Raw genomic sequence first — 21,200 nt, 5'->3', positions numbered from 1 at the left:
ATTAATTGTCTATCTTTGCAAAATGGAAAAACTCACTTTTGCAGATTTTGACCTTCCGGTTAAAATTCTTGATGTTTTAGCAGATCTTAATTTATTTGAACCTACTCCTATTCAGGAAAAGAGCTTAAAACCTATACTTTCCGGACGTGATGTAATGGGAATCGCACAGACGGGAACAGGAAAAACTCTGGCGTATCTTTTACCTGTTCTTAAAACATGGAAATACAATAAATCGGGGAATCCTACGGTTTTGGTGCTTGTTCCTACGAGAGAATTGGTGGTACAGGTTGCAGAGATCGTAGAAAAACTGACGGAAAATACTACTGCAAGAGTAATCGGGATTTACGGAGGAAAGAATATCAATACCCAGAAATTGTTATTTGATAACGGATGCGACATTCTGGTGGGAACTCCCGGAAGAGTAATGGATTTGGCGATCGATAATGCCATTTCTTTAAAAGAAGTTCAGAAGCTGATTATTGATGAGTTTGACGAAATGCTGAACCTAGGTTTCAGACCACAGTTGGCACATATTTTCGAAATGATGAAGGAAAAAAGACAGAATATTCTTTTTTCTGCAACCATGACGGAAGCTGTTGATGAAATGCTGGATGAGTACTTTGCAAGCCCTGTCGAAATTTCACTGGCAAAATCCGGAACGCCGCTTGAAAAAATTGAGCAGACTGCCTACAAAGTAGAGAATTTCAACACCAAGATCAATCTATTGGAGTATTTACTGAAAACCGATACCGATATGTCCAAAGTATTGATTTTCACCAATAATAAAAGAAATGCAGATCTTTTATTCACAAAAATTGATGAACTTTTTCCTGAGCAGTTTGATGTGATTCACTCCAATAAATCGCAGAATTACAGACTAAAAGCGATGAAAAGCTTTGAAAATGAGGAGATTAAAGGGTTGATTACGACAGATGTCATGGCAAGAGGTCTTGATATTTCGGATATTACCCATGTTATCAATTTTGAAACGCCGGATATTCCTGAACAGTATATTCACAGAATCGGTAGAACGGGTAGGGCGGACAAAGATGGTAAAGCCATAACTTTTGTTACCAAAAAAGAAGAAACTTTAGCTCTCGACATTGAATTATTGATGGATAAAGAACTGAAATACATCGATTTCCCGCAAGAAGTAAAAATAAATCCTAAAAAAATCGCTTCAGAGGAAGAAACGGTAATCATGAAAAATCCTGTGAAGGTTAAACTGAATGAAGGAGGAGGAGCTTTTCATGAAAAGAAAGCGAAAAATACCAAAGAAAACTGGGGCGGACCTTCTAAAAGAAAAGCACCTAAAAAATTTGGAGCCAACAGAGCGCAGCAGAAATCAATTTCTAAATCCAAAAGAAAGAAATAAAAAAACTCCCGAATTTTTCGGGAGTTTGCTTTTTTATCGGATCAGGACAAGAACTATTTTATCGTCGATTCCGTCTCCGTCTTCATCACTGTAATCTGAAACAATATGCATTTCATAATTGGTAAGCTTCAGAACTTCACTGGATTCGCCGTCTATAACGATCTGTTTATTCAGCGGGTCATAAGAATAAGAAGAAGTATCTGTTCCCAAATTTTCACAATTTCCGCTCATTCCATCATCAAAAATGTTGCTTACCATTGTATTGTTCGATTTAAAATCAAACGTACTTTTTTTGTAGCAGCTTGAAGAAGGATCATTATAAATAGTACTTCCGTTTTTTCCGGAAACTGCCATTTCTCTGGAAGGCTTCCAGACTCCTACAACAGATGCATATGCATCGTCATCATCACTTTTGCAGGCTGTGAAAAGAAAACCTGCCGAAATAGCAAGAAATAAGATTTTTTTCATGGTTTAAACTAATTTTTAAGGCTGCAAAGAAAAGGAAAAAAAATTATTATACCGAAAAATTATTAAAAAATCTACCAATAATAATGTGTTTCAGGATGTTTCTCTTTTTACTTAAATTCGATCTTATTTTTATTTAAAATCTCTTTGAATTTTTCAACTTTACCCTCTTCCTGCATTTTTTTATAGATGTAACTTATCATAGTTTCTGCATCTGTTCTGTAAGGAGATTTTTGATTGTCATAAATTCTAAGAGCTTTTGCCATGTAATCTAAAGCTTTTTCATTTTCTTTTAAAGCACTAAAATAAATGTTACCCATTCCATAATATACTTCTGGATCTCCTGGATACATCTTATCCAGATCTTTATAAGCGTCAATAGCTTTCTGATATTCCTTTTTATAAATATAAGCTATAGGGATATTTTGTAAAGCCATTTTTCCTTTAGGATCAACTTCCAAAGATTTTTTATAAGCTTCTAAAGCTTTGTCATAATCGCCTACTTTTCTGTAGGTAATGCCTAAATTATCCCAAGCATAAGTAAATTCTGGATCAATTTTTACAGCATTTTCATAATTTTTTATAGTTTCTTTCCAATCCTCCTTTTTTGACGCCGAAATTGCCATATTGTAAAATTCTAAAGCTTTATCATTTTTTGATAGTTTTTCAGACTTACTTTCTGCAACGTTCATAGCCTTTTTCAGACTGGAACAGTTTTTCATCAGGCTTCTTTCAATGGAGTTATAGTTTTCTCTATATTTCTCAGAATCCTTATTAGTTTCTAAATTTAGGGTTATATTCTTTTTAGTATCTGAACTTTTATTCTTTTTTGAAGATTCCTCCACTTCAGATAGTAAAATTCCAAGTTGCAGTGCAAGTGCATTTTTATCGATACATTCATGAATATTTTTAATTATAGAATCCTTTTTTTTATCAAAAAGACTTATTGAATCTACACATTTACAAGTGTTTTCAGAGAGTTCATCGATCAGTTTTTGTTTTGTAGATTTTTCTTGTGAAGAAATAGATATGCAAAAAAATATCGAAATTAAAATGGTTATTTGTTTTTTTATCATGGTATAGTGTTAAAAAGTTATTTCATATAAGGATTCATCACAGAAGTCCATAATCTGTAGCCTTCCGGAGTCATGTGAAGCATATCTTCCACAAAGAGGTCTTTTCTTACATTTCCGTTTTCATCCTGCATTACCTTTGTGATGTCAATAAACGCTGAATTCGGTTGTTTTTTCATGAAATCGGCAATCTTTTTATTGGCTTCCTTCATTTGTGGCCAAAGTTTTTCGCGGCTCGGAGAATATTTAATGGAAATATAATCCACTTCTATTTTCGGGAATTTTGTGCGGATTTTTTTGTAGAATGTTTTAAATCTTTCCACTACAACATCAGCTTTCAATTTGGCGTTGTCAGCAAAATCATTTTCACCACAGTAAATGATGATCTGTTTGGGCTGATAAGGATTCAAAAGATCCTCTGCATAATCATTAAGATCCGTTAACCTTGATCCTCCGAAACCTCTGTTGATAATGGTTTTATCCGGAAAGTAATTCGCGACATCCGTCCATTTGGTAAAAGATGAACTTCCTACCAAAAGAATTGCATTTTTAGCCGGAGGATTTTCCAGATTCAGTTTCTTAAAATTTTGAATGTCCTGCCAGAACATCGGTTTTTCCTGTGCAAAAAACAGGGCAAAAGTCAGCATCAGAAATGCCGAAAAAATCTTCTTCATTGTTTTAATAATTTTAGTTGAATATTAAAATTTCTTTTCAAGAAAAAACTCCCGAAATTTTCGAGAGTTTTCTTTTTTTATCTTTTGTAGGTAATATATTCCGCATCCGGTATCGTATCACCGTTTTGGTCTATGTTGCCGGACATTTGCTTTATTCTCATCTCAGAGCTCGTAAGAATTACAATTCTGTATTTCACCGGGCTCGTGTTGGTATAAGTAACCGTTAAATCTTTTGTTTCAGAATTGTACTCATATTTCCCTTCTACTTTCGCCACAACATTACAGTTTGTACCAGTTCCTCCATACGTTGTAAAAGAGGTATAATAATCTGTTCTGAACTCCAGTTTGTCATTCACAGAACATCCTGTAGGCGTTGAAGTACCGATTACAAATTTATCGTCTTTTCCTGATATCGTTTCTTTTTTACTGATCTTCCAATCACCTTTCATCATATCCATTTCATAACCTTGGATATCATCATCGTTACATGAAGTAAGCGCTAACGCTGAAAAGGCAAATAAAAGTAATTGTTTTTTCATTTTTACAAATTTAAGAATATGCTAAAATATAAATAAATTTGAAATATCTCTAATGAAATTAAGGTTTTTTAAACGATTGATTACAGAAAAAGCAAATTGGAACAAAAATTGTAAGGTTAAAGTTTATTCCTGTCTGTTTTATTTTTTACAGCATAGCAATAAACTTCCCTCTTCGGATCTGAAACTTTCGGCTTTTAATAGCTCATTTCCACAATTTTAGAAGCATCTTGAGGTGTCAGTTTTCTGTATTCTCCCAAACCAAGCCAGTTTCTCTCTGTAAAAGTTTTTTCCACTCTTTCAGCAGTACCTTTATAATCTTCTGTATAATCAGAAAGTTTCGTATCAATATGAAGGCTGTGGAAGAATTCTTCCAGCTTTTTGATTCCCAGTTCTGCCTTTTCTTCCAGTGTTCCGTCTTTAATTCCCCAGACTCTTTCTGCGTACTGAGCCAGTTTACCTTTTTTGGTTTCAAAATTATAACGATAATGCGATGGCGCAATAATGGCTAAAGTTCTTGCGTGATCGATCCCGAAATAAGCCGTCAGTTCATGTCCCATCGCGTGAACCGCCCAGTCTGTGATTACTCCCTTCTGTATCAGTCCGTTCAGAGCCATTGTACAGCACCACATGAAATTTCCGGCTGCGTCATAATCAAATTCCTCCGCCAGAACTTTCGGAGCGGTTTCCTGTATACTGATCAGAATACTTTCTGCAATTCTTTCCTGAAGATCCGCAGAAGAAGGAGCCGTCATATATTGTTCCAGAACGTGAGTATAAGCATCCGTTAAACCGTTAACGATCTGTCTTTGCGGAATTGATCTCACCACTTCAGGATCCAGAACCGAGAACTGAGGAAATAATCCCGGACCTCCCGAAGACAATTTTTCGTTGGTTTCTCTTCTGGAAATCACGTACCCCGAATTCATCTCAGAGCCGGTAGCAGGAAGCGTAAGAACAGTTCCGAAAGGCATTCCTTCCCCTTCAAAAGTTCTTACAGGTTTCGTAAGGATTTCCCACGGTTCTCCATCGTAATTTGCAGCAGCGGAAAGAAACTTCGTTCCGTCGATTACAGATCCGCCTCCGACAGCCAAGAGAAAAGTAATATTATTTTCTTTGATAAAGCTCAAAGCATTAATCAACACTTCATATTCCGGATTGGCTGGAACTCCGCCGAATTCATGCACTTCATGATCTTTTAAAGCTTCTTTTACCTGATCGTAAACACCGTTGTTTTTGATGCTTCCGCCTCCGTAAATCATTAAAATTTTGGCATCTGCGGGAATTTCTTTTGAAATTTTAGCAATTTCACCTTTTCCGAAAAGTATTTTGGTTGGATTTTTTAGTTCGAAATTAAGCATTGTTCTTAAATTTATTTTAAATCAAAATTACGCAATACCACACAAAAACTAAGTTAATAAAGTTTTAAAATTTTAATGATTCTCTTTTATTAAAACTATTGAATTTTGTTGAATAATCATTTAAAAGATCACATAAGAAGAAAATCAAAGATTTTCATAGACTAATGTGTTCTGATATAAAGCTTAGAAATTGTTTTAAAATCTTATGTTATTGATGTGTTTAAAAAACTCTTTCATTCAATCTACAACACTGTCATTTTGAGCGAAACGAAGTGGAGTCGAAAAATCTAAAATTACTTCAGACTAAGGGATTCTTCATTGCATATTGCTTCGCAAAATTCCATTCAGAATGATAGAGGAATTTAACCACAAAAGTCACAAAAGATGATGATAAAGCCAAATTTCAGAATAATAAAAGGTCTCAAAAGAATAAAAATCAGAGATTTTTAAAAGCTATTGTGTGCTTTTTCTATTATGATTGTTAACTTTAATTAAGTATAAAAATCTTTTGTGACTTTTGTGGTTAAAAAGTATGTGTATTTAATATTTAAAGATTTCATTTTCAATAGATTAATCATTGAATAATGCTTCGCGAAATTTCATTCAGAATGACAAAAAAACAAAAAAACTTTAATAAGCTCCATTATTTTTCATCTCCAGTTTTCCCGTTTTTCTATTGATTTTAATGAAAAAAGATTCCTTAGTTTCAGAATTGTTTTTAGATTTTGAAAGATACAGCGAAATGTACTGATCTTCAATTTTATATGAACTTCCTAGCTGATTGGAACTGTCAACCGAATATCCGAAAGTATTCGCAATTAAAATAGCTTCCGGAAGATTGTCTACAAATCCGATAAAATCTCTTAGCTGCTGTTCGTTTGAAAAGTATTTCGAACGGCTTTTTTCACAGGCTAAAACGTAGGAAAAACAATCTTCTCCGAGACATTTTTGAAAAAATCCTTTTTCGGGAGCAGGATCATTCAACGTCATCAAATCCGGCATCTGACTTTCGTAAATAATGGCTTTATCAGGATCGGGATTGTTTCTGAGAACACTCCAGTATTCGTATTTCTTATCCGGAACGATAAAAGGGTAGAGCAGTTCTGTATTATCAAGGATTTCCGGAATTTTTTTGAAGTCTGCAGGAACGGTTTTCTGGCTGAATATCCAACCTGAGCAAAGCAGTAAAACCGGAAATAATACTTTCATTCTTTTGTTTTTGCAAATGTAGCGAACAGAAATTTACTGGAAAATAATTTTGTAGTAGCCGTTCTCGTCTTTCACATCAATTCCAATGCCAGTAAAAGTAAGTTTGTTGATCTGAAAGCCATTACAGCCTCCTTTAAATTCCGACGACTGGATCGTAAAAGTGAAATTTTTAGTATTGGAAGTAAAGGTATAATTTTTCGTTCCGTTGTAAGCACCCACGTTTTCCAGAATAACCATATCATCATTGGTTTTTGTAAGCTGAATATTGGTCTGGTTTTCCTCCTTCACCGAATAATTGGTAAGCGTTCCGTCTGTAATCAGATTCACATCATTGGAATCCACAAATTTAAAAGCGATCGGTTGTGGCGCATTGTAACAGTCTTCGCCGCAGGCGGAGAAAAGGAGAAGGGGAAGTAGGAATAGGAGTATTTTTTTCATGGGATTCAGATTGGTGTAGAATGTAAAATTACAAATTTATTACAGAGTGAACAGTTTAATTTATTTTAGAAGTTTATTCTGAATCAATTTCATACGGATTGTTTATTTTTGCTTTCAACTTATCGGCAAGAGGAATCGCAATTTCATCATCACTAAAAATATTATATGAGGAAAGAGTATCATGAGCGCACCATCTGATTTTCCAGTTGTTATCTTTGGTCATCATTAAGATTTTTTGAATAATCATATTACTTCTACTGATATCTTCTTCTTCCAGCCATGCATTTATTAGATTAAGTGCTTTCAGCCTGATTTTATCATTTGTGTTACTAAGTTCTTTATACAAATAATCGATTATTTTTCGTGAAGACTGAGATGGTTCAAGCTCATATAATATTTCATCTAAAATATCAAAGATGTTATTAGAAAAAGGATCTTTTTTAGCAATTTCAAAAAGTCTTATAAATTCATTACCGAGAAAGTCTTTCCAGTCTTCAGCGTTTTCAGATAATGCATAATAAATAGAATCCAGATTGGTTTCCTCAAAATTTGTAATGCTTTCACAGTAAGACTTCAATTCATCTGGATTATTTTTGGCTAAAACTCCAATGTTATCAAGATTTTTCTGAAGTTCTTTTTCATCAAGAGAAAATAGATCATCAATTTTTGGAATACTCTCAAAAGCTGAAAAGTCTTTTTCAGGCATTTTTTTGAAACTGCTTCCAAAATTTGGTTTTAGAAAGCGATTTTTATAAAGTTTCAAATATTGCTCAATAAAATAATCAGGAGTGTCTAAATTATCTATTTTAAATTCAATTTTCTTATTTTTATGATAAAGGGAAAGATATTTTACTTCAGTTTCATACTTCGAATATTCTGTAACTTCTTGTTTGATAAGTATTTTTTCATTTTTGATATTACTCCAGATCATGTATTCATGATTTAGTTGAATTCCATTATTGCTAATTATTAAAATATTTTTCGCCGAGTATTTTTTAATTACTTTTATAATTTTGATACTATAGCTAATAATTAAAAAGGCGCTCATACCAATCATAAAATAATCACCTCTTTTATATTTTGTGTAGTCTAACCCTGCAAGTTTAATAAAATATATTCCGAGAGTAATAAATACCAAATATCCAATGACACCAATTGCCAAAGATAGTTTTGAATAATTAATATGGATTTCACTAGGAAGACTATTATCATCAATAAAAACATTTCTATTTTTATGATAATTATTTTCCGAAACAGCACATATTGCACATATCAGAGAACCAAGAAAAGGAATAAATGAGAAAAACAGGTCCTTTTTAAAGAAAAAGATAGCAACTATTAAACAAATAATTGTTAAAATTGAGAATAATGCAGTTCCAAATTTTTGTTTTATCATGTGTTTTTTTTAACTCTTGCGAAGATACATTTTAAACCTAAACCTCCTTTATTTTATAAAGGATATTTATAAAAATTAAATAAAATCCCATTTGAATTCAGACCAAAATCCCCTACATTTGTTATATGATACACGACCAACGCGCAGAAAAATTCAGGCAGATCGTGGAAAATAAGTTCCAGATCTACAATTCATTGTTTATGAGCCTGCCTTATGATAAAATGACGAATATCGGGATGCTGCTTCCGTTCCTTTGTGAAGAAAGCAAAATCGGTTACGAAGCCGGAAAAACACCTGAAGAAATCGTTGAAGAATTCTTTAAAAATCATACCGATTTGCAGACTGAAGAACAGAAAACAGAACTGCTTTTCAAAATAATCCAATATATTGAAAGACAGGTGGTTTTGTTTGATAGTATTGAGGATGCTGCATTTCCGAACCTGCATTCCGAAAGTGATAACGGAACGGTAACCAATATGTACGAACGTTCGCTTCAGGATCATAAATTGGAAAAAGTGCGTGAAAAACTGAAGGATTTTGCCATTAAAATCGTGTTTACGGCGCATCCGACACAGTTTTATCCGAATTCCGTGCAGAGAATTCTTCACGATCTCAGAAATGCCATTACAACCGATTCTATTACGAATATCGATATGCTTTTGCAGCAGTTGGGAAAAACACCGTTCGTTAATAAAGAAAAACCGACTCCGATTGATGAAGCGTTGAGCATCATTTATTATCTGAGATACGTATATTACGATACCATCGGAGAACTTTTCACGAAAATAAAAACGACATTCGAAAACGATCATTTTCACTTACATGAAGATCTGATCCAGCTTGGTTTCTGGCCGGGGGGAGACCGCGACGGAAATCCTTTTGTAACAGCAGAAGTCACGAAAAGAGTGGCGGAAGAACTGCATACTGCAATTTTAAAAGCCTATTACAACAACCTGAAATCGGTTCGAAGAAGACTGAGTTTCAGAGGTGTTTCAGAAGTTTTAACAAAACTGAGCAACGAACTGTATTCCGCGATTTTCAGAAATGAAAAAATTACGGCAGATGATATTATCAAAAGACTGGAAGAAGCCGAAAAAATCCTCGTGGAACAGCACAATTCATTGTTCCTTGATCAGTTGGTGAATTTCAAAGACCGTGTGAAGATTTTCGGGACACATTTTGCGACTTTGGACGTTCGGCAGGACAGCAGAATCCATCAGAAAGTGATTGATGAGGTTTTTGCTAAAGTATTCGGAGCCAGTGATGCGACGCACGAAGAAAAATTCAGTAAGTTAATTCAGGTTACTGAAAAAGTAAATCCTGATGATTTTGAAGATATTGTAAAAGATACTTTGCTTACGGTTTCCCAAATTTCAGAAATCCAGCAACTGAACGGATTGAGAGGGATGAACCGGTATATTATTTCCAATTCCGATGCGGTAAAAGATGTAATGAATGTGTATGCGTTTTTCAAAGTCTGCGGTTATCAGGAAGAAGAAATCAATATGGATATCGTTCCGCTTTTCGAAACAATGGAAGGTCTTGCCAACGCAGAAAATGTAATGAACGAATTGTATCAAAATCCTGTTTACAAAAAGCATCTGAAAAAAAGAGGAAATCAGCAGACCATTATGTTAGGTTTCTCGGACGGAACGAAAGATGGCGGTTATCTGAAAGCGAACTGGGAAATTTATAAAGCCAAAGAAGTGTTAACGAAACTTTCCGAGCAAAACGGAATTAAAGTCGTGTTTTTCGACGGTCGAGGAGGACCTCCCGCAAGAGGAGGCGGAAAAACCCACGATTTCTATGCTTCACAGGGGAAAACCATTGCGAATAATAAAATTGAATTAACAATTCAGGGACAGACGATTACGAGTATTTTCGGAAATAAAGAACAGGCAAAATATAATTTCGAACAGCTTTTAACAGCCGGAGTGGAAAATGATGTTTTCAAAAATTCGAAAAAAGAACTAACAGAAAAAGAAAGGGCGTTAATCATCGAACTGGCTGAAATCAGTTATCAAAAATATTCAGACCTGAAAGCGCATCCTATGTTTGTTCCTTATTTGCAGGAAATGAGTACGCTCGAATATTACGGGAAAACAAATATCGGAAGCCGGCCGTCGAAAAGAGGAGGCGGAAGTGAGCTTAAATTTGAAGATTTAAGAGCGATTCCGTTTGTAGGATCATGGTCGCAGTTGAAGCAGAATGTTCCGGGATTCTTCGGGTTTGGTTTTGCAATGCAGCAGTTGAAAGAACAGGGACGATTTGATGAGGTAAGAGAATTGTACAGAGGTTCGGATTTCTTTAAAACGTTGGTTTTAAATTCAATGATGAGTATGAACAAGACCTATTTTCCTTTGACGTATTACATTAAAAACAACCCGAAATTCGGTGCATTCTGGAATGTTCTGTTTGATGAATACAATCTTTCCAAAAATATTATGCTGGAATTAACTGGCTTTAAAATGCTACAGGAAGAAGATCCGCTTTCCAGAAAATCGGTGAAAATCCGCGAGAGAATTGTTTTGCCTTTATTGAGCATTCAGCAATATGCATTAATGAAAATTCAGAAAGGGGAAGGCGATCTGGAAGCTTACGGAAAACTGGTGACGCGTTCTTTATTCGGAAATATTAATGCGAGCAGGAATTCGGCTTAATAATAAATAATCTGTGTGTCATTCTGAATGCAGTGAAATGGAATGAAAAATCTAAACATTTTGCTTAGATGTTTGCTGAATGATGATTTGCAATTAGACATCAGTCTTCGGCTTCGCTCAGCCTTCGGGAATAATAAGAAAACCTCTCAATGCGAGAGGTTTTTCAGTTTATTCTTTTATGAATTTTTCGTAGTATATTTTATCCTTCGTCTGAATTTTCAGGTAATAAACACCTTTTGCAAAATCTTCGACTTTTACAGATTTCTGGTTATTGGTTTTTGTAATGAATCTTCCTAAGTTATCATAAACTTCCAAGGATAAAACATCACTTTCTGAAGCTATGTTTAAAATATTTTTAACAGGATTCGGGAAAATGGCAATATTGTTTTTCTTTACCAGTTCTGAAGTACTTAAAACGTTATTGTAAAGACCTCCGAAATTTAAAATTCCGAATCCCATCTGATCGGTATGATTGGGATAAAGAGAAGCGTTCTGTCTTAATTTATCCCTCATTAAATCTCTGTTCATGGTAGGAAAAGCCTGAATAAGACAGGCGACTCCTCCCGCAGCAATGGGAGTGGCAATGGATGTTCCGTTAACTGAAATGGTTGAATTATTATTGATAACACTTGTTGCGGCGGTTCCTCTTGCACTCGCATCGGGTTTTATAACACCCGCAGAATTCGGACCGAAAGATGAGAAGGTGGAAGAAGCTCCGGAAGAATCTACAGCTCCGATGGTAAAGACTTTTGCGTTATCTGCCGGAGTTAAAATATAATGCCACGTCTGAGCTCCTGAATTTCCTGCCGCGAATAGAGTTAAAATACCTTTGTTGACGGCAATTTCTGCACCTCTTGCGATAAAGGAAGTGGTTCCGTTCATATTGGCGTAAGTATAGTTGTATTTCGGGTCATCAAAAGTAGCATAGCCCAGAGATGTTGTAATCATATCAACTCCTTTTCGGTCGGCTTCTTCGGCGGCTTCGATCCAGTAAAGTTCTTCTTCGGGAATTTCTATTGCTGCATTTTCGCTTCGGTACAGATAAAAATCCGCATCCGGAGCTGAGCCGACAAAAGTATCCTGAATATATCCTCCGATTGCACCCAGAACAGCAGAACCGTGGTTGTTAAGCGAAGTATTGTAAATGTCTGAGCCTTTGGCCACAAAATCATATCCGCCCTTGATGTGTCCGTTCGTCCATAATCTTGAATAGGCAGAACCTGTATTTACGTAAGGGAATCCGGAATCAATAACCGCAATGGTAACTCCTGTTCCTGTATAACCTGCCAAATGAAGCGGACGGAGATTGATCTGGTCGATCTGCGCAGAGCCTGAACCATAGTCAAAAGTGGTTAAATTTTTATTCGCCGGGTTGATTGGATCGTCCCACTTATTCTGATGATTCATTTTTGTTCCTCCTGACGAATTTCTTGCAAAACTTTCTACAGACAGCACATAATTCTGCGCCTGAAGCATGGTAATCTGAGCCGGTGTTGCATTCACGGCGACACCATTCAGCCATTTTGAATAATCAGTTACGGTGAATCCTAAATTCTGAATATTGGTAATGTAAGTCGGTTCTATCGGAGCATCCTGATCATTCAGCGTAATTCCTAACGAAGTACGTCTGTTAAGGGATTTTTGAGATAATTCTGATAACGGATTTGCATAGAATGCAGCCTTGTTCGGTTTGTCTTTAAAAAATACAAAAACAAGCGACGTCTGGGCAAAACCGGCAGAGTAACCCGCTAAAAGACAAAAAAGTAAAGTTTTTTTCATGTATTTATTTTGTATAAAGATAAAACAAAATCAATAAAATTTTTGAAGGGATTTTAAATTCCTTATTTTTACAGAAATATTTATTTATGAAAAAGATTCAAATGGTTGACTTACAAAGTCAGTATTACAAGATAAAAAATGATGTGGATAATGCCGTTTTAAATGTAATGGATTCAGCGGCTTTTATCAATGGTCCTGAAGTAAAGTCTTTCCAGAATGAATTAGAGTCCTATCTGGACGTAAAACATGTTATTCCCTGTGCAAACGGAACTGATGCACTTCAGATTGCTTTGATGGGTCTTGATCTGAAGGAAGGTGATGAGATCATCACGGCAGATTTTACTTTTGCGGCAACTGTGGAAGTTATTCATTTGCTTAAACTTAAATCTGTTTTGGTGGATGTGGATTATGATACTTTCACCATTTCAACAGAGGCGATTAAAAAAGCTATTACTCCTAAAACAAAAGCCATTATTCCCGTACATATTTTTGGGCAGTGCGCGAATATGGAAGAAATTTTAAAAATTGCTGAAGAACATAATTTATATGTAATTGAAGACAATGCACAGGCAATCGGTTCTGAATTCACATTTTCGGACGGAACTGTAAAAAAAGCAGGAACCATGTCTACGGTTGGAACGACTTCTTTCTTTCCATCTAAAAATTTAGGATGCTATGGAGACGGTGGAGCAATTTTCACGAATAATGATGATCTGGCGCACCGTTTAAGAGGAATTGTAAACCATGGAATGTACCAAAGATATTATCATGATGAGGTAGGTGTAAACTCAAGATTAGACAGTGTTCAGGCTGCTATTTTGAGAAAAAAACTTCCGCATCTGGATAACTATAACGAAGCAAGAGGAAGAGCAGCAGATTATTATGATGAAGCTTTTGCCGGGCATGAACATATTTTAACACCAAAAAGAGCGGAATATTCTACTCACGTTTTCCACCAGTATACTTTAAGAATTCTGAACGGAAAACGTAATGATTTGCAAAAATTCTTAGCTGAAAAGGAAATTCCGGCAATGATCTATTATCCGGTCGCTTTAAGAAAGCAAAAAGCCTACTTTCAGGAAAGTAACGACGCCGATTTTGTGAATACGGATAAACTTCTGGATCAGGTAATTTCTCTTCCAATGCATACGGAACTGGATGATGAGCAGCTGAAGTATATTACGGATGCGGTGTTGGAGTTTATGGGGTAGACTATGCTTCACGACGAAAGAATATTAAAAAATAAGTTTGCTTATTTTTATGCTATAATTTTTGTTTTTTTTGGCTAATGTATTTTGGCTATTTTACTCTATTGATTATAAGTGATAATTTTATTATTAGTGAAAATTATGCTGGTTTAAAGTATTTATTTTACACATTAATATTTGGAATCTTTTCAACTTTATTAATAAGTTTTGTATGTATTTTTAAGGAATCAAATAAATTTTTCATCAGTTTCAATACTGCTGTACTCTTAATAATTTTTCTTCATCTTTTAAGATACTTTATTGATTTTAAAGAAATTTATTCTCAGTTTGTTTATTTTATATTTTTTTTTGTTTTTGTCTGGAATGTTGGTTAATATTTTTCGACACAAGAGAAGCAAATGTGAGATCGAAAACATAGGAGAAAATAAAGATTAAATAATATGAGACCAAAAATATTTAAATATAAGTTTGTAGGAATATCAATATTCATATTTGAACTATTTGTAACAATGTTATTTGGTTATGGGAGTTATGATTCATTTATAGAATTTAGCTCTGTAAATATATTTTCAATTGAAAATTTTATTTTTATTTTCGCTTTGATGATATTTATTACTGCAGTTTTATGTCTTATTACTATTATATTTAGAATTAAAAAGAGTATATACTGTTTAAATGTAAACCTATTTTTAATTTTACTATTTTTTCTTGTGGGCTATATAAAATTATTAATAAATGATGATTTCAGAAGTGATGATAATTTGAAATTAATGATTACAATTTCTGTTACCTTAGTTTTTATTTTTTTAACTAACTTTTTTAAATATAAAGAAATAGAGTTTTTAGAAATAGATAACATAGGAACACATAACGATTAAAAAAGAAACAATAAAAAAATGGCAATACTCGTAACAGGAGGTTTAGGATATATCGGTTCCCATACGGTGGTGGAACTTTTAAATAACAATTTTGAGGTTGTTATTGTGGATGATTTATCGCATTCCGAGAGATTTATATTAAAAAATATTGAGGAAATTACAAGGAAAAAACCTGTTTTTTATCCTTTCGATCTAAAAAGAAAAGAACTTCTAACGCAGGTTTTTGATGCTCATGAAATTGACGGATGTATCAACTTTGCGGCATTCAAAGCGGTAGGCGAAAGTCAGGTGAAACCTGTTGATTATTATGAGAACAATTTGTTTTCATTAATCAATATTCTGCAGGAATTTAAAGAAAGAGGAATTTCAAACTTTATTTTCAGCTCATCCTGCACGGTTTACGGACAGGCTGATGAAATGCCGATCCACGAAAATACTCCGTTAAAAATGCCTGAAAGCGTTTACGGAAAGGCAAAGCAGATGGGAGAGGAGATCCTGATTGACTTTGCAAAAGCATATCACCGCAAAATTTCTTTATTAAGATATTTCAATCCGATCGGAGCACATCCTTCAGCAAAAATAGGGGAGTTACCTATTGGAGTTCCGAATAATTTAGTACCTTTCGTGATGCAAACTGCGGCAGGAATCCGTGAAAAACTAAATGTTTGGGGAAATGATTACCCTACTGAAGACGGAACGGCTGTCCGTGATTATATTTATATTGTAGATTTGGCTAAAGCCCATGTTGCAGCATTGAAAAAATTAATGGCTGACGATTCTGATCATGCGGTTGTTGATATTTTTAATTTAGGAACAGGAAAAGGTTCATCGGTTCTGGAAGTAGTAAAAGCTTTCGAAACAGCAAATGACGTGAAAGTTCCTTACCAGATCTGCGACAGAAGAGAAGGAGATATTACAATTGCTTATGCAAACGTAGATAAAGCCCAGAAAGAGCTTAACTGGAAGTCTGAAACATCTTTAGAAGAAGCATTACGGACAGTTTGGCAGTGGCAGAAATATTTAGAAACAAGAAACACTTAACAATTTGTACAAAAAAGAAGATATTTATATGAAAACACAAAGAATAGGCATCACGTTTTCGTCATTCGACCTGCTTCACGCAGGGCATATTAAAATGCTTGAAGAAGCAAAAACCGTATGTGACTACCTTATTGTAGGTTTGCAGATTGATCCCTCCCACGATCGCCCAACCAAAAATAAACCGACTCAGACTATCGTAGAAAGATATATTCAGTTAAAAGCAGTAAATGCTGTTGATGAGATTATTCCATATTACACAGAGGAAGATCTTCTGGATATTTTAAAATCTTTTGTAATTGATGTGAGAATTATCGGGGACGATTATCTTGACAGAGATTTCACCGGTAAAAAATACTGTGAAGAAAAAGGAATTGAGATTTTTTACAATAAAAGAGATCACAGGTTTTCTTCCAGCGATTTAAGAAAAAGAATCTACGAAGCTGAACTTCAGAAACTTGAAAAAACAGAAGCTGCAAAATAAAAAAATCCCGAATTCAATTTCGGGATTTTCTGTTTGTATGAAAGGCGGATTACATTGGTCCTCCTTGCTGATCGTCTCCGGTTGCATTGGAGTTGATGTCTTTTTTACGTTTCGGCTGTTCTACTTTTTCGTTTCCTTGCTTGAATCTGTAGGTCAAAGATAAAGCAAATTGTCTTGGCTGCCACTGCATATAAGAATCTCTTATACTGTTTGCCGTGTATGTAGTAGCCTGCATCGCTCTCGTATTGAAAATATCCTGAATATTGAAAGATATTGTTCCATTACCATCCCAAATCGTTTTTGATGCTCCGAAGTTAATGGCATACATATCTTTTCTGTCCTGATAAGCCGTTTTCTGCCCTCCTCTGTAGAAGCCTTGAATCTGGAAATTGAAAGTTTTGTCTACTTTAAAAGTTGTGGTAAGTCTTGCTCTTGTAGAAAAACCACTACCGTTAAAATCTGCAACTGCCTGAATAGGATTTCCGTTTTTGTCGAATGTGTCATACAAAGTGCTGCCTTTGGTATTATATCCGAATAAATCTACGTTACCTAAAAATTTAAGCCAGCTTGTTGCATCCCAGTTAAAATTCAGATCTAAACCGTAACGGTCATCAGATCCTAAATTAATTGGCTTGGTATGAGATTCAATACGTCTTGGTATAATAAGACTTCCATTTTCATCTTCTGCAAGTTTATTATAAACTAACATTTTTGTATCATCGGTCTGATGTCTGAAATACAAAGTCGGATTAATGGTGAATTTCTTTTTAGAAATGCTATAACCGAACTCGTAAGAATCTACATAGGAAGGATTCAGATCAATATTTCCGTCAAAAATATTTTGATTATCGCTATAATTTGGATTAGGAATCATGAAGAATGATCTCGGACGGTCAATTCTTCTCGCATAGTTTAGTAAAAGCTGATTGTCTTTTGCGAATTCATAGCTCAAGTAAACACTTGGAAACAGATTATTATAATTCTTTGTAGTAATTATATCCTTATCCTTAGGAGATAAATTGGCATAATTAATATCGATGTTAGAGAGTTCGTCTCTTAATCCTAACTGATAGCTGATTTTTCCGATCTTACTTTTAAACTGCAAATAAAAAGCATTAAATGTTTCCTTATATGTTGCGTCATAGGTGTAAGGCCTTAAAAATGATAAGGTAGGATTTAAAGCTGTGCTTTCCTGAACATCATTGCTGTAGTCATTAGAGTTGATGTCTATTCTGTATCCTGCCTCTAATTTAGAATATTCTCCAATCGGCAATTCGTAATCTGCTTTACCGATTAACGTTTTATTTTTAGTGTTCTGATTTACAATGTCCTTAAGACTGAATATTCCATCTCTGGTTTCATCAATATTGGTATCATTAAAAGATCTGTTGCTCTGTAAACTTAGTGATACGGATAAATTCTGACCTTTATCATCAAATTTATGATCTAATCCAAAATCTCCCTGAAAAGCAAGATTGTTATTTGTGCCTAAAGTTCTTCTGTTAGAAGATGAACTTGGATTACTTAAATAAAAATAACTGTAGTCAATATTTCCGTCATTTTCGCTGTCAAAAGTTCTCACCGTACCGGAGGCGTTAATTGAAGTTTTTGGAGAAATATCGTATACAACTCCTGCTGAAGCATTGTAGTTGTTATTCTTACTGTTTGTTACAGAATTTTGATGTCTTTCCGTAAAATCGCTTGCTGCAATAGCATTAGAGAAATAATCGTCGCTTCTGTTTGTGTTTTTAGATTCTCTATAACCGCCGCCTCCATTAAGAAACCATGAGAAGTTTCCTTTTCTCCAGCTTAAATTGGTATTAAGGTTTGTTTGCGGCAAATATCCAACGGTTCCGGTAACACTTCCGTTGAAGCCTGTTTTCTTATTTTTCTTAAGGATAATATTCAGAATACCTGCTGTTCCGCTTGCCTCAAATTTTGATGAAGGGTTGGTAATTACTTCAATTTTTTCAATCTGATCTGCCGGAATACTCTGCAAAGCATTAGCTCCATCATCAATCCCCAGAAGGGCAGAAGGTTTTCCGTTGATTAAAAATTTTACATTAGAGCTTCCCCTCATAGAAACCGTTCCGTCTGTGTCTACAGAAACCGAAGGAACGTTGGAAAGGACGTCCTGAAGATTTCCCCCTTTACTTACAATATCCTGAGACGGATCATACGTTCTTTTATCCAGTTCTACCTTGTAAGGCTTCGTAGCCTGAGCTGTAATCACAACTCCCTGAATGTCTCCTGTTTTCAGATTGGTAGCACTCTTTTCAGGGTCGATTGATAAAGCACCGATGTTTCCTGCCGCAGTAATTTGTTTGTTAACTACACTTTTCTGGTAATCGATTGCTTCAATAGTAATATCATAAGCTCCCGGAGCAAGATCAAGCTTGTACTGACCTTTTTCGTCGGTAAGCGTAGCATCACTGAACTGTTTGTTTGCCTTGTTACTGAAGGTAACAGAAGCGTAAGGAACGGGCTGGTTATTCTTGCTGACAACCGACCCGGAAATACCGACCTTCTCCTGTGCAAAAGCCAATGCTGCTGCCGAAAGTACAAAAGTAAGCCCTAAGGTTTTCTTTGTAAAAATGTTAATGATTTCCGTCTGATTCATAAGGTATTTTTTGTGTAAAATCGTAAAAGATTTTCCCTAATATTATGAAATTGTTAATCTGTTTAAATTTCATAATATTAAGTTTAATTTATTATTTGTAAGGTATATGTCGGACTAAAAAGCCAAATGTTAGTTGTAGAATTGTTAAAAAAAAGTTAATATGATTATTATTTTATATTTTTTGAATTCAGCCAGTCCTGATAAGCTTTTGCATTAACAGCATGTTCTTCTGCACTTGCTGTAAATTTGTGGTATCCGAATCTCGCAGGATCAGCACACATAAAAATATAATTGTTCTTTTCTGCATTCAGCACGGCATCCACAGAATTTTTATCTACTACACAAATAGGTCCCGGAGGAATTCCTTTGTTTGAATAGGTGTTGTATGGCGATGGAGTAGAAAGATGCTTATAAAAAACCCTTTTGATTTGCTCCTTAAAATTTGTCTGCTTATTGATTGCATAAATTACCGTTGGATCAGACTGAAGTTTCATCCCTTTTTTATAGCGGTTAAGATATAATCCTGCAATCGTTTTCTGTTCGTCCTTTTTTCCTCCCGATTCCTTGTACACGATAGAAGCCAGAGCATAAATCTGATCTCTCGTTAAACCGGATTGCTGTTCTTTAGATTTTCTTTCGCTGTTCCAGAATTCATTGTACTGATCATCAAATTTTTTGAAAAATTCTTTCGGAGTTACCGTCCAGAAAAAATTGTACGTATCAATAAAAAAATACTTTTTTAAATCTTCCGCATTGTTATATCCTTTTTCGGCAGCAATTGAATTGAATTCGTTGACGAATTTTAAAGAATCTACTTCTGTTTTTTTAGTTACTTTACCAATCATCTGATAAACATCCCCAAAATCACCAATTCTGAAACTGTTCTCACTCTGATTTCCTGCTTTAATCATATTAACCAAATTCGCGTTCCCTAAACCTTTCTGGAAATGATAGCGTCCCGGTTTGAAATATTTTTCAAGATCCTTTTCTTTCGCAACGGCTTCAAAAGCTTCTTTATTATCGACGTATTTCGCCGCAGAATCAAGGATTTGTTTAAAATTTGCCTGATGAGGAATCAAAACATATCCGTCTTTTTCGATGTTATTACCGTAATATTTTTTATAAAATTTAAATCCAAAAAATCCGCCTACTACAAAAACAAGCAGGATGATGATAAGAATAGCTTTCTTCATTTAAATGGTGATTAAAAGTTTTATTTTTTTAAATAAGGTCTATTTTACCTCTAAAAACCTGCTTTGCAGGACCTTCGAGCCAGATGTTCTGAAAAGTGTCTCCGTTTTTTTCAGCATATACTTTCAGATTTCCGCCCAAAGTTTTAACTTTTACAGAGATTAGATTGTTATTTTGCAGAAAAGTTAAAGCCGAAGCCGTAACTCCCGTTCCGCAACTGTAGGTTTCATCCTCAACGCCTCGTTCATAAGTTCTTACGAAAATCTCATCATCAGAAATTTTTTCCATAAAATTAACGTTGATGCCTTTTTCCTTATAATTTTCAGAATTTCTGATACCGTTTCCTTCTGCAAAAACGTTGTAGTTAACGATATCTTCCACATATTTCACGTAATGTGGCGAACCCGTATCCATTACCGTGTCCTCTCCGTCATTGGAAATGGTAGTAACATCGCTCATTTTTAACTTTACGATTCCGTTGTGGATTTCGGCAATATGTTCCCCGTCAATAGCCGTGAATTTACAACTGCCTTCAAAAATATCAAGGAAAAAAGCAAAAGCTACAGAACATCTCGCTCCGTTTCCGCAAAAGCTCTTAGAACCGTCCGAGTTATAATAATCTACTTCAAAATCATAGCCTTTCGCGGTGTTTATTTTAATAAGTCCGTCTGCTCCGATCCCGAAACGGCGGTCACAAAGCTTCTGAATATTTTCAATGGAAAGATCATCCCATTCTCCGGAACGATTGTCTATCATTACAAAATCGTTTCCTGTGCCCTGATATTTATAGAATTCCATATTTATTAATAGAATGT

General features: G+C 34.8%; 18 protein-coding genes. 6 read left to right on the top strand and 12 right to left on the bottom strand.

Annotated elements, in window-relative coordinates:
* Positions 1-22: 22 nt before the first annotated feature.
* Positions 23-1,375, top strand: coding sequence for a DEAD/DEAH box helicase (locus WFH39_RS08240; RefSeq protein WP_336689529.1), 1,353 nt, complete (start codon positions 23-25; stop codon positions 1,373-1,375).
* Positions 1,376-1,408: 33 nt separating this feature from the next.
* Here the strand turns inward: WFH39_RS08240 and WFH39_RS08235 are convergent, their stop codons facing one another.
* The 8 genes from WFH39_RS08235 to WFH39_RS08200 form a co-directional block, all read right to left on the bottom strand.
* The gene (locus WFH39_RS08235; protein ID WP_336689528.1) at positions 1,409-1,843 is read right to left on the bottom strand and encodes a lipocalin family protein; all 435 of its coding nucleotides are present in this window, start codon (positions 1,841-1,843) and stop codon (positions 1,409-1,411) included.
* Between the two features lie 107 nt (positions 1,844-1,950).
* Positions 1,951-2,916 (bottom strand): tetratricopeptide repeat protein, encoded by a 966-nt coding sequence (locus WFH39_RS08230; protein ID WP_336689527.1) that lies wholly within the window; start codon positions 2,914-2,916, stop codon positions 1,951-1,953.
* A 17-nt stretch (positions 2,917-2,933) separates the two neighbouring features.
* On the bottom strand, positions 2,934-3,587 hold the full coding sequence (locus tag WFH39_RS08225; protein ID WP_336689526.1) for a GDSL-type esterase/lipase family protein: 654 nt from the start codon (positions 3,585-3,587) through the stop codon (positions 2,934-2,936).
* Positions 3,588-3,664: 77 nt separating this feature from the next.
* Positions 3,665-4,126 (bottom strand): lipocalin family protein, encoded by a 462-nt coding sequence (locus WFH39_RS08220; RefSeq protein WP_214589308.1) that lies wholly within the window; start codon positions 4,124-4,126, stop codon positions 3,665-3,667.
* A 194-nt stretch (positions 4,127-4,320) separates the two neighbouring features.
* Complete coding sequence (locus WFH39_RS08215; protein WP_214589309.1) at positions 4,321-5,484, bottom strand: iron-containing alcohol dehydrogenase; 1,164 nt, start codon at positions 5,482-5,484, stop codon at positions 4,321-4,323.
* 630 nt (positions 5,485-6,114) lie between these two features.
* Positions 6,115-6,693 (bottom strand): hypothetical protein, encoded by a 579-nt coding sequence (locus tag WFH39_RS08210; protein ID WP_336689525.1) that lies wholly within the window; start codon positions 6,691-6,693, stop codon positions 6,115-6,117.
* 33 nt (positions 6,694-6,726) lie between these two features.
* Entirely contained in the window at positions 6,727-7,131 is a 405-nt protein-coding gene (locus WFH39_RS08205) for a hypothetical protein (protein ID WP_336689524.1), read from the bottom strand.
* A gap of 73 nt (positions 7,132-7,204) precedes the next feature.
* The gene (locus tag WFH39_RS08200) at positions 7,205-8,527 is read right to left on the bottom strand and encodes a hypothetical protein (RefSeq protein WP_336689523.1); all 1,323 of its coding nucleotides are present in this window, start codon (positions 8,525-8,527) and stop codon (positions 7,205-7,207) included.
* Positions 8,528-8,652: 125 nt separating this feature from the next.
* Here WFH39_RS08200 and WFH39_RS08195 point away from each other — a divergent pair, with 125 nt between their 5' ends.
* On the top strand, positions 8,653-11,187 hold the full coding sequence (locus WFH39_RS08195) for a phosphoenolpyruvate carboxylase (protein ID WP_336689522.1): 2,535 nt from the start codon (positions 8,653-8,655) through the stop codon (positions 11,185-11,187).
* A gap of 168 nt (positions 11,188-11,355) precedes the next feature.
* Here the strand turns inward: WFH39_RS08195 and WFH39_RS08190 are convergent, their stop codons facing one another.
* Positions 11,356-12,966, bottom strand: a complete 1,611-nt coding sequence (locus tag WFH39_RS08190; protein WP_336689521.1) for a S8/S53 family peptidase — start codon at positions 12,964-12,966, stop codon at positions 11,356-11,358.
* 86 nt (positions 12,967-13,052) lie between these two features.
* Between WFH39_RS08190 and WFH39_RS08185 the strand changes: the two genes are divergently transcribed.
* From WFH39_RS08185 to WFH39_RS08170, 4 genes are all read left to right on the top strand, one after another.
* Positions 13,053-14,177 (top strand): DegT/DnrJ/EryC1/StrS family aminotransferase, encoded by a 1,125-nt coding sequence (locus WFH39_RS08185; protein WP_214589316.1) that lies wholly within the window; start codon positions 13,053-13,055, stop codon positions 14,175-14,177.
* Positions 14,178-14,614: 437 nt separating this feature from the next.
* A complete protein-coding gene (locus tag WFH39_RS08180) occupies positions 14,615-15,052 on the top strand; it encodes a hypothetical protein (protein ID WP_336689520.1) in 438 nt (145 codons plus the stop codon).
* Between the two features lie 18 nt (positions 15,053-15,070).
* Positions 15,071-16,093: a UDP-glucose 4-epimerase GalE gene (gene galE, locus WFH39_RS08175; protein ID WP_336689519.1), complete on the top strand. Its 1,023-nt coding sequence runs from the start codon at positions 15,071-15,073 to the stop codon at positions 16,091-16,093.
* Between the two features lie 28 nt (positions 16,094-16,121).
* Positions 16,122-16,574, top strand: a complete 453-nt coding sequence (locus tag WFH39_RS08170) for an adenylyltransferase/cytidyltransferase family protein (RefSeq protein WP_336689518.1) — start codon at positions 16,122-16,124, stop codon at positions 16,572-16,574.
* A 49-nt stretch (positions 16,575-16,623) separates the two neighbouring features.
* On the opposite strand, the gene WFH39_RS08165 is transcribed toward WFH39_RS08170, so the two are convergent.
* The 3 genes from WFH39_RS08165 to dapF all read right to left on the bottom strand — a co-directional run bounded on the left by WFH39_RS08165 (position 16,624) and on the right by dapF (position 21,183).
* The gene (locus tag WFH39_RS08165) at positions 16,624-19,194 is read right to left on the bottom strand and encodes a TonB-dependent receptor domain-containing protein (protein WP_336689517.1); all 2,571 of its coding nucleotides are present in this window, start codon (positions 19,192-19,194) and stop codon (positions 16,624-16,626) included.
* Between the two features lie 167 nt (positions 19,195-19,361).
* The gene (gene mltG, locus WFH39_RS08160; protein ID WP_336689516.1) at positions 19,362-20,387 is read right to left on the bottom strand and encodes an endolytic transglycosylase MltG; all 1,026 of its coding nucleotides are present in this window, start codon (positions 20,385-20,387) and stop codon (positions 19,362-19,364) included.
* A 28-nt stretch (positions 20,388-20,415) separates the two neighbouring features.
* Positions 20,416-21,183 carry a diaminopimelate epimerase gene (dapF, locus tag WFH39_RS08155; RefSeq protein ID WP_336689515.1) on the bottom strand — a complete coding sequence of 256 codons (768 nt, stop codon included), beginning with the start codon at positions 21,181-21,183 and terminating at the stop codon, positions 20,416-20,418.
* Positions 21,184-21,200 lie beyond the last annotated feature (17 nt).

The sequence above is a fragment of the Chryseobacterium sp. MMO-72 genome (assembly GCF_037146035.1).
Lineage (GTDB): Bacteria > Bacteroidota > Bacteroidia > Flavobacteriales > Weeksellaceae > Chryseobacterium > Chryseobacterium indicum.
The sequence above is the reverse complement of the archived record's forward strand: the minus strand, read 5'-3'. Positions and strand labels throughout refer to the sequence as shown.

Excerpts from the sequence above, each read along its gene's own strand:
- WFH39_RS08240 (WP_336689529.1), top strand. The coding sequence starts at position 23 with ATGGAAAAACTCACTTTTGCAGATTTTGACCTTCCGGTTAAAATTCTT.
- WFH39_RS08235 (WP_336689528.1), bottom strand. The coding sequence starts at position 1,843 with ATGAAAAAAATCTTATTTCTTGCTATTTCGGCAGGTTTTCTTTTCACA.
- WFH39_RS08230 (WP_336689527.1), bottom strand. The coding sequence starts at position 2,916 with ATGATAAAAAAACAAATAACCATTTTAATTTCGATATTTTTTTGCATA.
- WFH39_RS08225 (WP_336689526.1), bottom strand. The coding sequence starts at position 3,587 with ATGAAGAAGATTTTTTCGGCATTTCTGATGCTGACTTTTGCCCTGTTT.
- WFH39_RS08220 (WP_214589308.1), bottom strand. The coding sequence starts at position 4,126 with ATGAAAAAACAATTACTTTTATTTGCCTTTTCAGCGTTAGCGCTTACT.
- WFH39_RS08215 (WP_214589309.1), bottom strand. The coding sequence starts at position 5,484 with ATGCTTAATTTCGAACTAAAAAATCCAACCAAAATACTTTTCGGAAAA.
- WFH39_RS08210 (WP_336689525.1), bottom strand. The coding sequence starts at position 6,693 with ATGAAAGTATTATTTCCGGTTTTACTGCTTTGCTCAGGTTGGATATTC.
- WFH39_RS08205 (WP_336689524.1), bottom strand. The coding sequence starts at position 7,131 with ATGAAAAAAATACTCCTATTCCTACTTCCCCTTCTCCTTTTCTCCGCC.
- WFH39_RS08200 (WP_336689523.1), bottom strand. The coding sequence starts at position 8,527 with ATGATAAAACAAAAATTTGGAACTGCATTATTCTCAATTTTAACAATT.
- WFH39_RS08195 (WP_336689522.1), top strand. The coding sequence starts at position 8,653 with ATGATACACGACCAACGCGCAGAAAAATTCAGGCAGATCGTGGAAAAT.
- WFH39_RS08190 (WP_336689521.1), bottom strand. The coding sequence starts at position 12,966 with ATGAAAAAAACTTTACTTTTTTGTCTTTTAGCGGGTTACTCTGCCGGT.
- WFH39_RS08185 (WP_214589316.1), top strand. The coding sequence starts at position 13,053 with ATGAAAAAGATTCAAATGGTTGACTTACAAAGTCAGTATTACAAGATA.
- WFH39_RS08180 (WP_336689520.1), top strand. The coding sequence starts at position 14,615 with ATGAGACCAAAAATATTTAAATATAAGTTTGTAGGAATATCAATATTC.
- galE (WP_336689519.1), top strand. The coding sequence starts at position 15,071 with ATGGCAATACTCGTAACAGGAGGTTTAGGATATATCGGTTCCCATACG.
- WFH39_RS08170 (WP_336689518.1), top strand. The coding sequence starts at position 16,122 with ATGAAAACACAAAGAATAGGCATCACGTTTTCGTCATTCGACCTGCTT.
- WFH39_RS08165 (WP_336689517.1), bottom strand. The coding sequence starts at position 19,194 with ATGAATCAGACGGAAATCATTAACATTTTTACAAAGAAAACCTTAGGG.
- mltG (WP_336689516.1), bottom strand. The coding sequence starts at position 20,387 with ATGAAGAAAGCTATTCTTATCATCATCCTGCTTGTTTTTGTAGTAGGC.
- dapF (WP_336689515.1), bottom strand. The coding sequence starts at position 21,183 with ATGGAATTCTATAAATATCAGGGCACAGGAAACGATTTTGTAATGATA.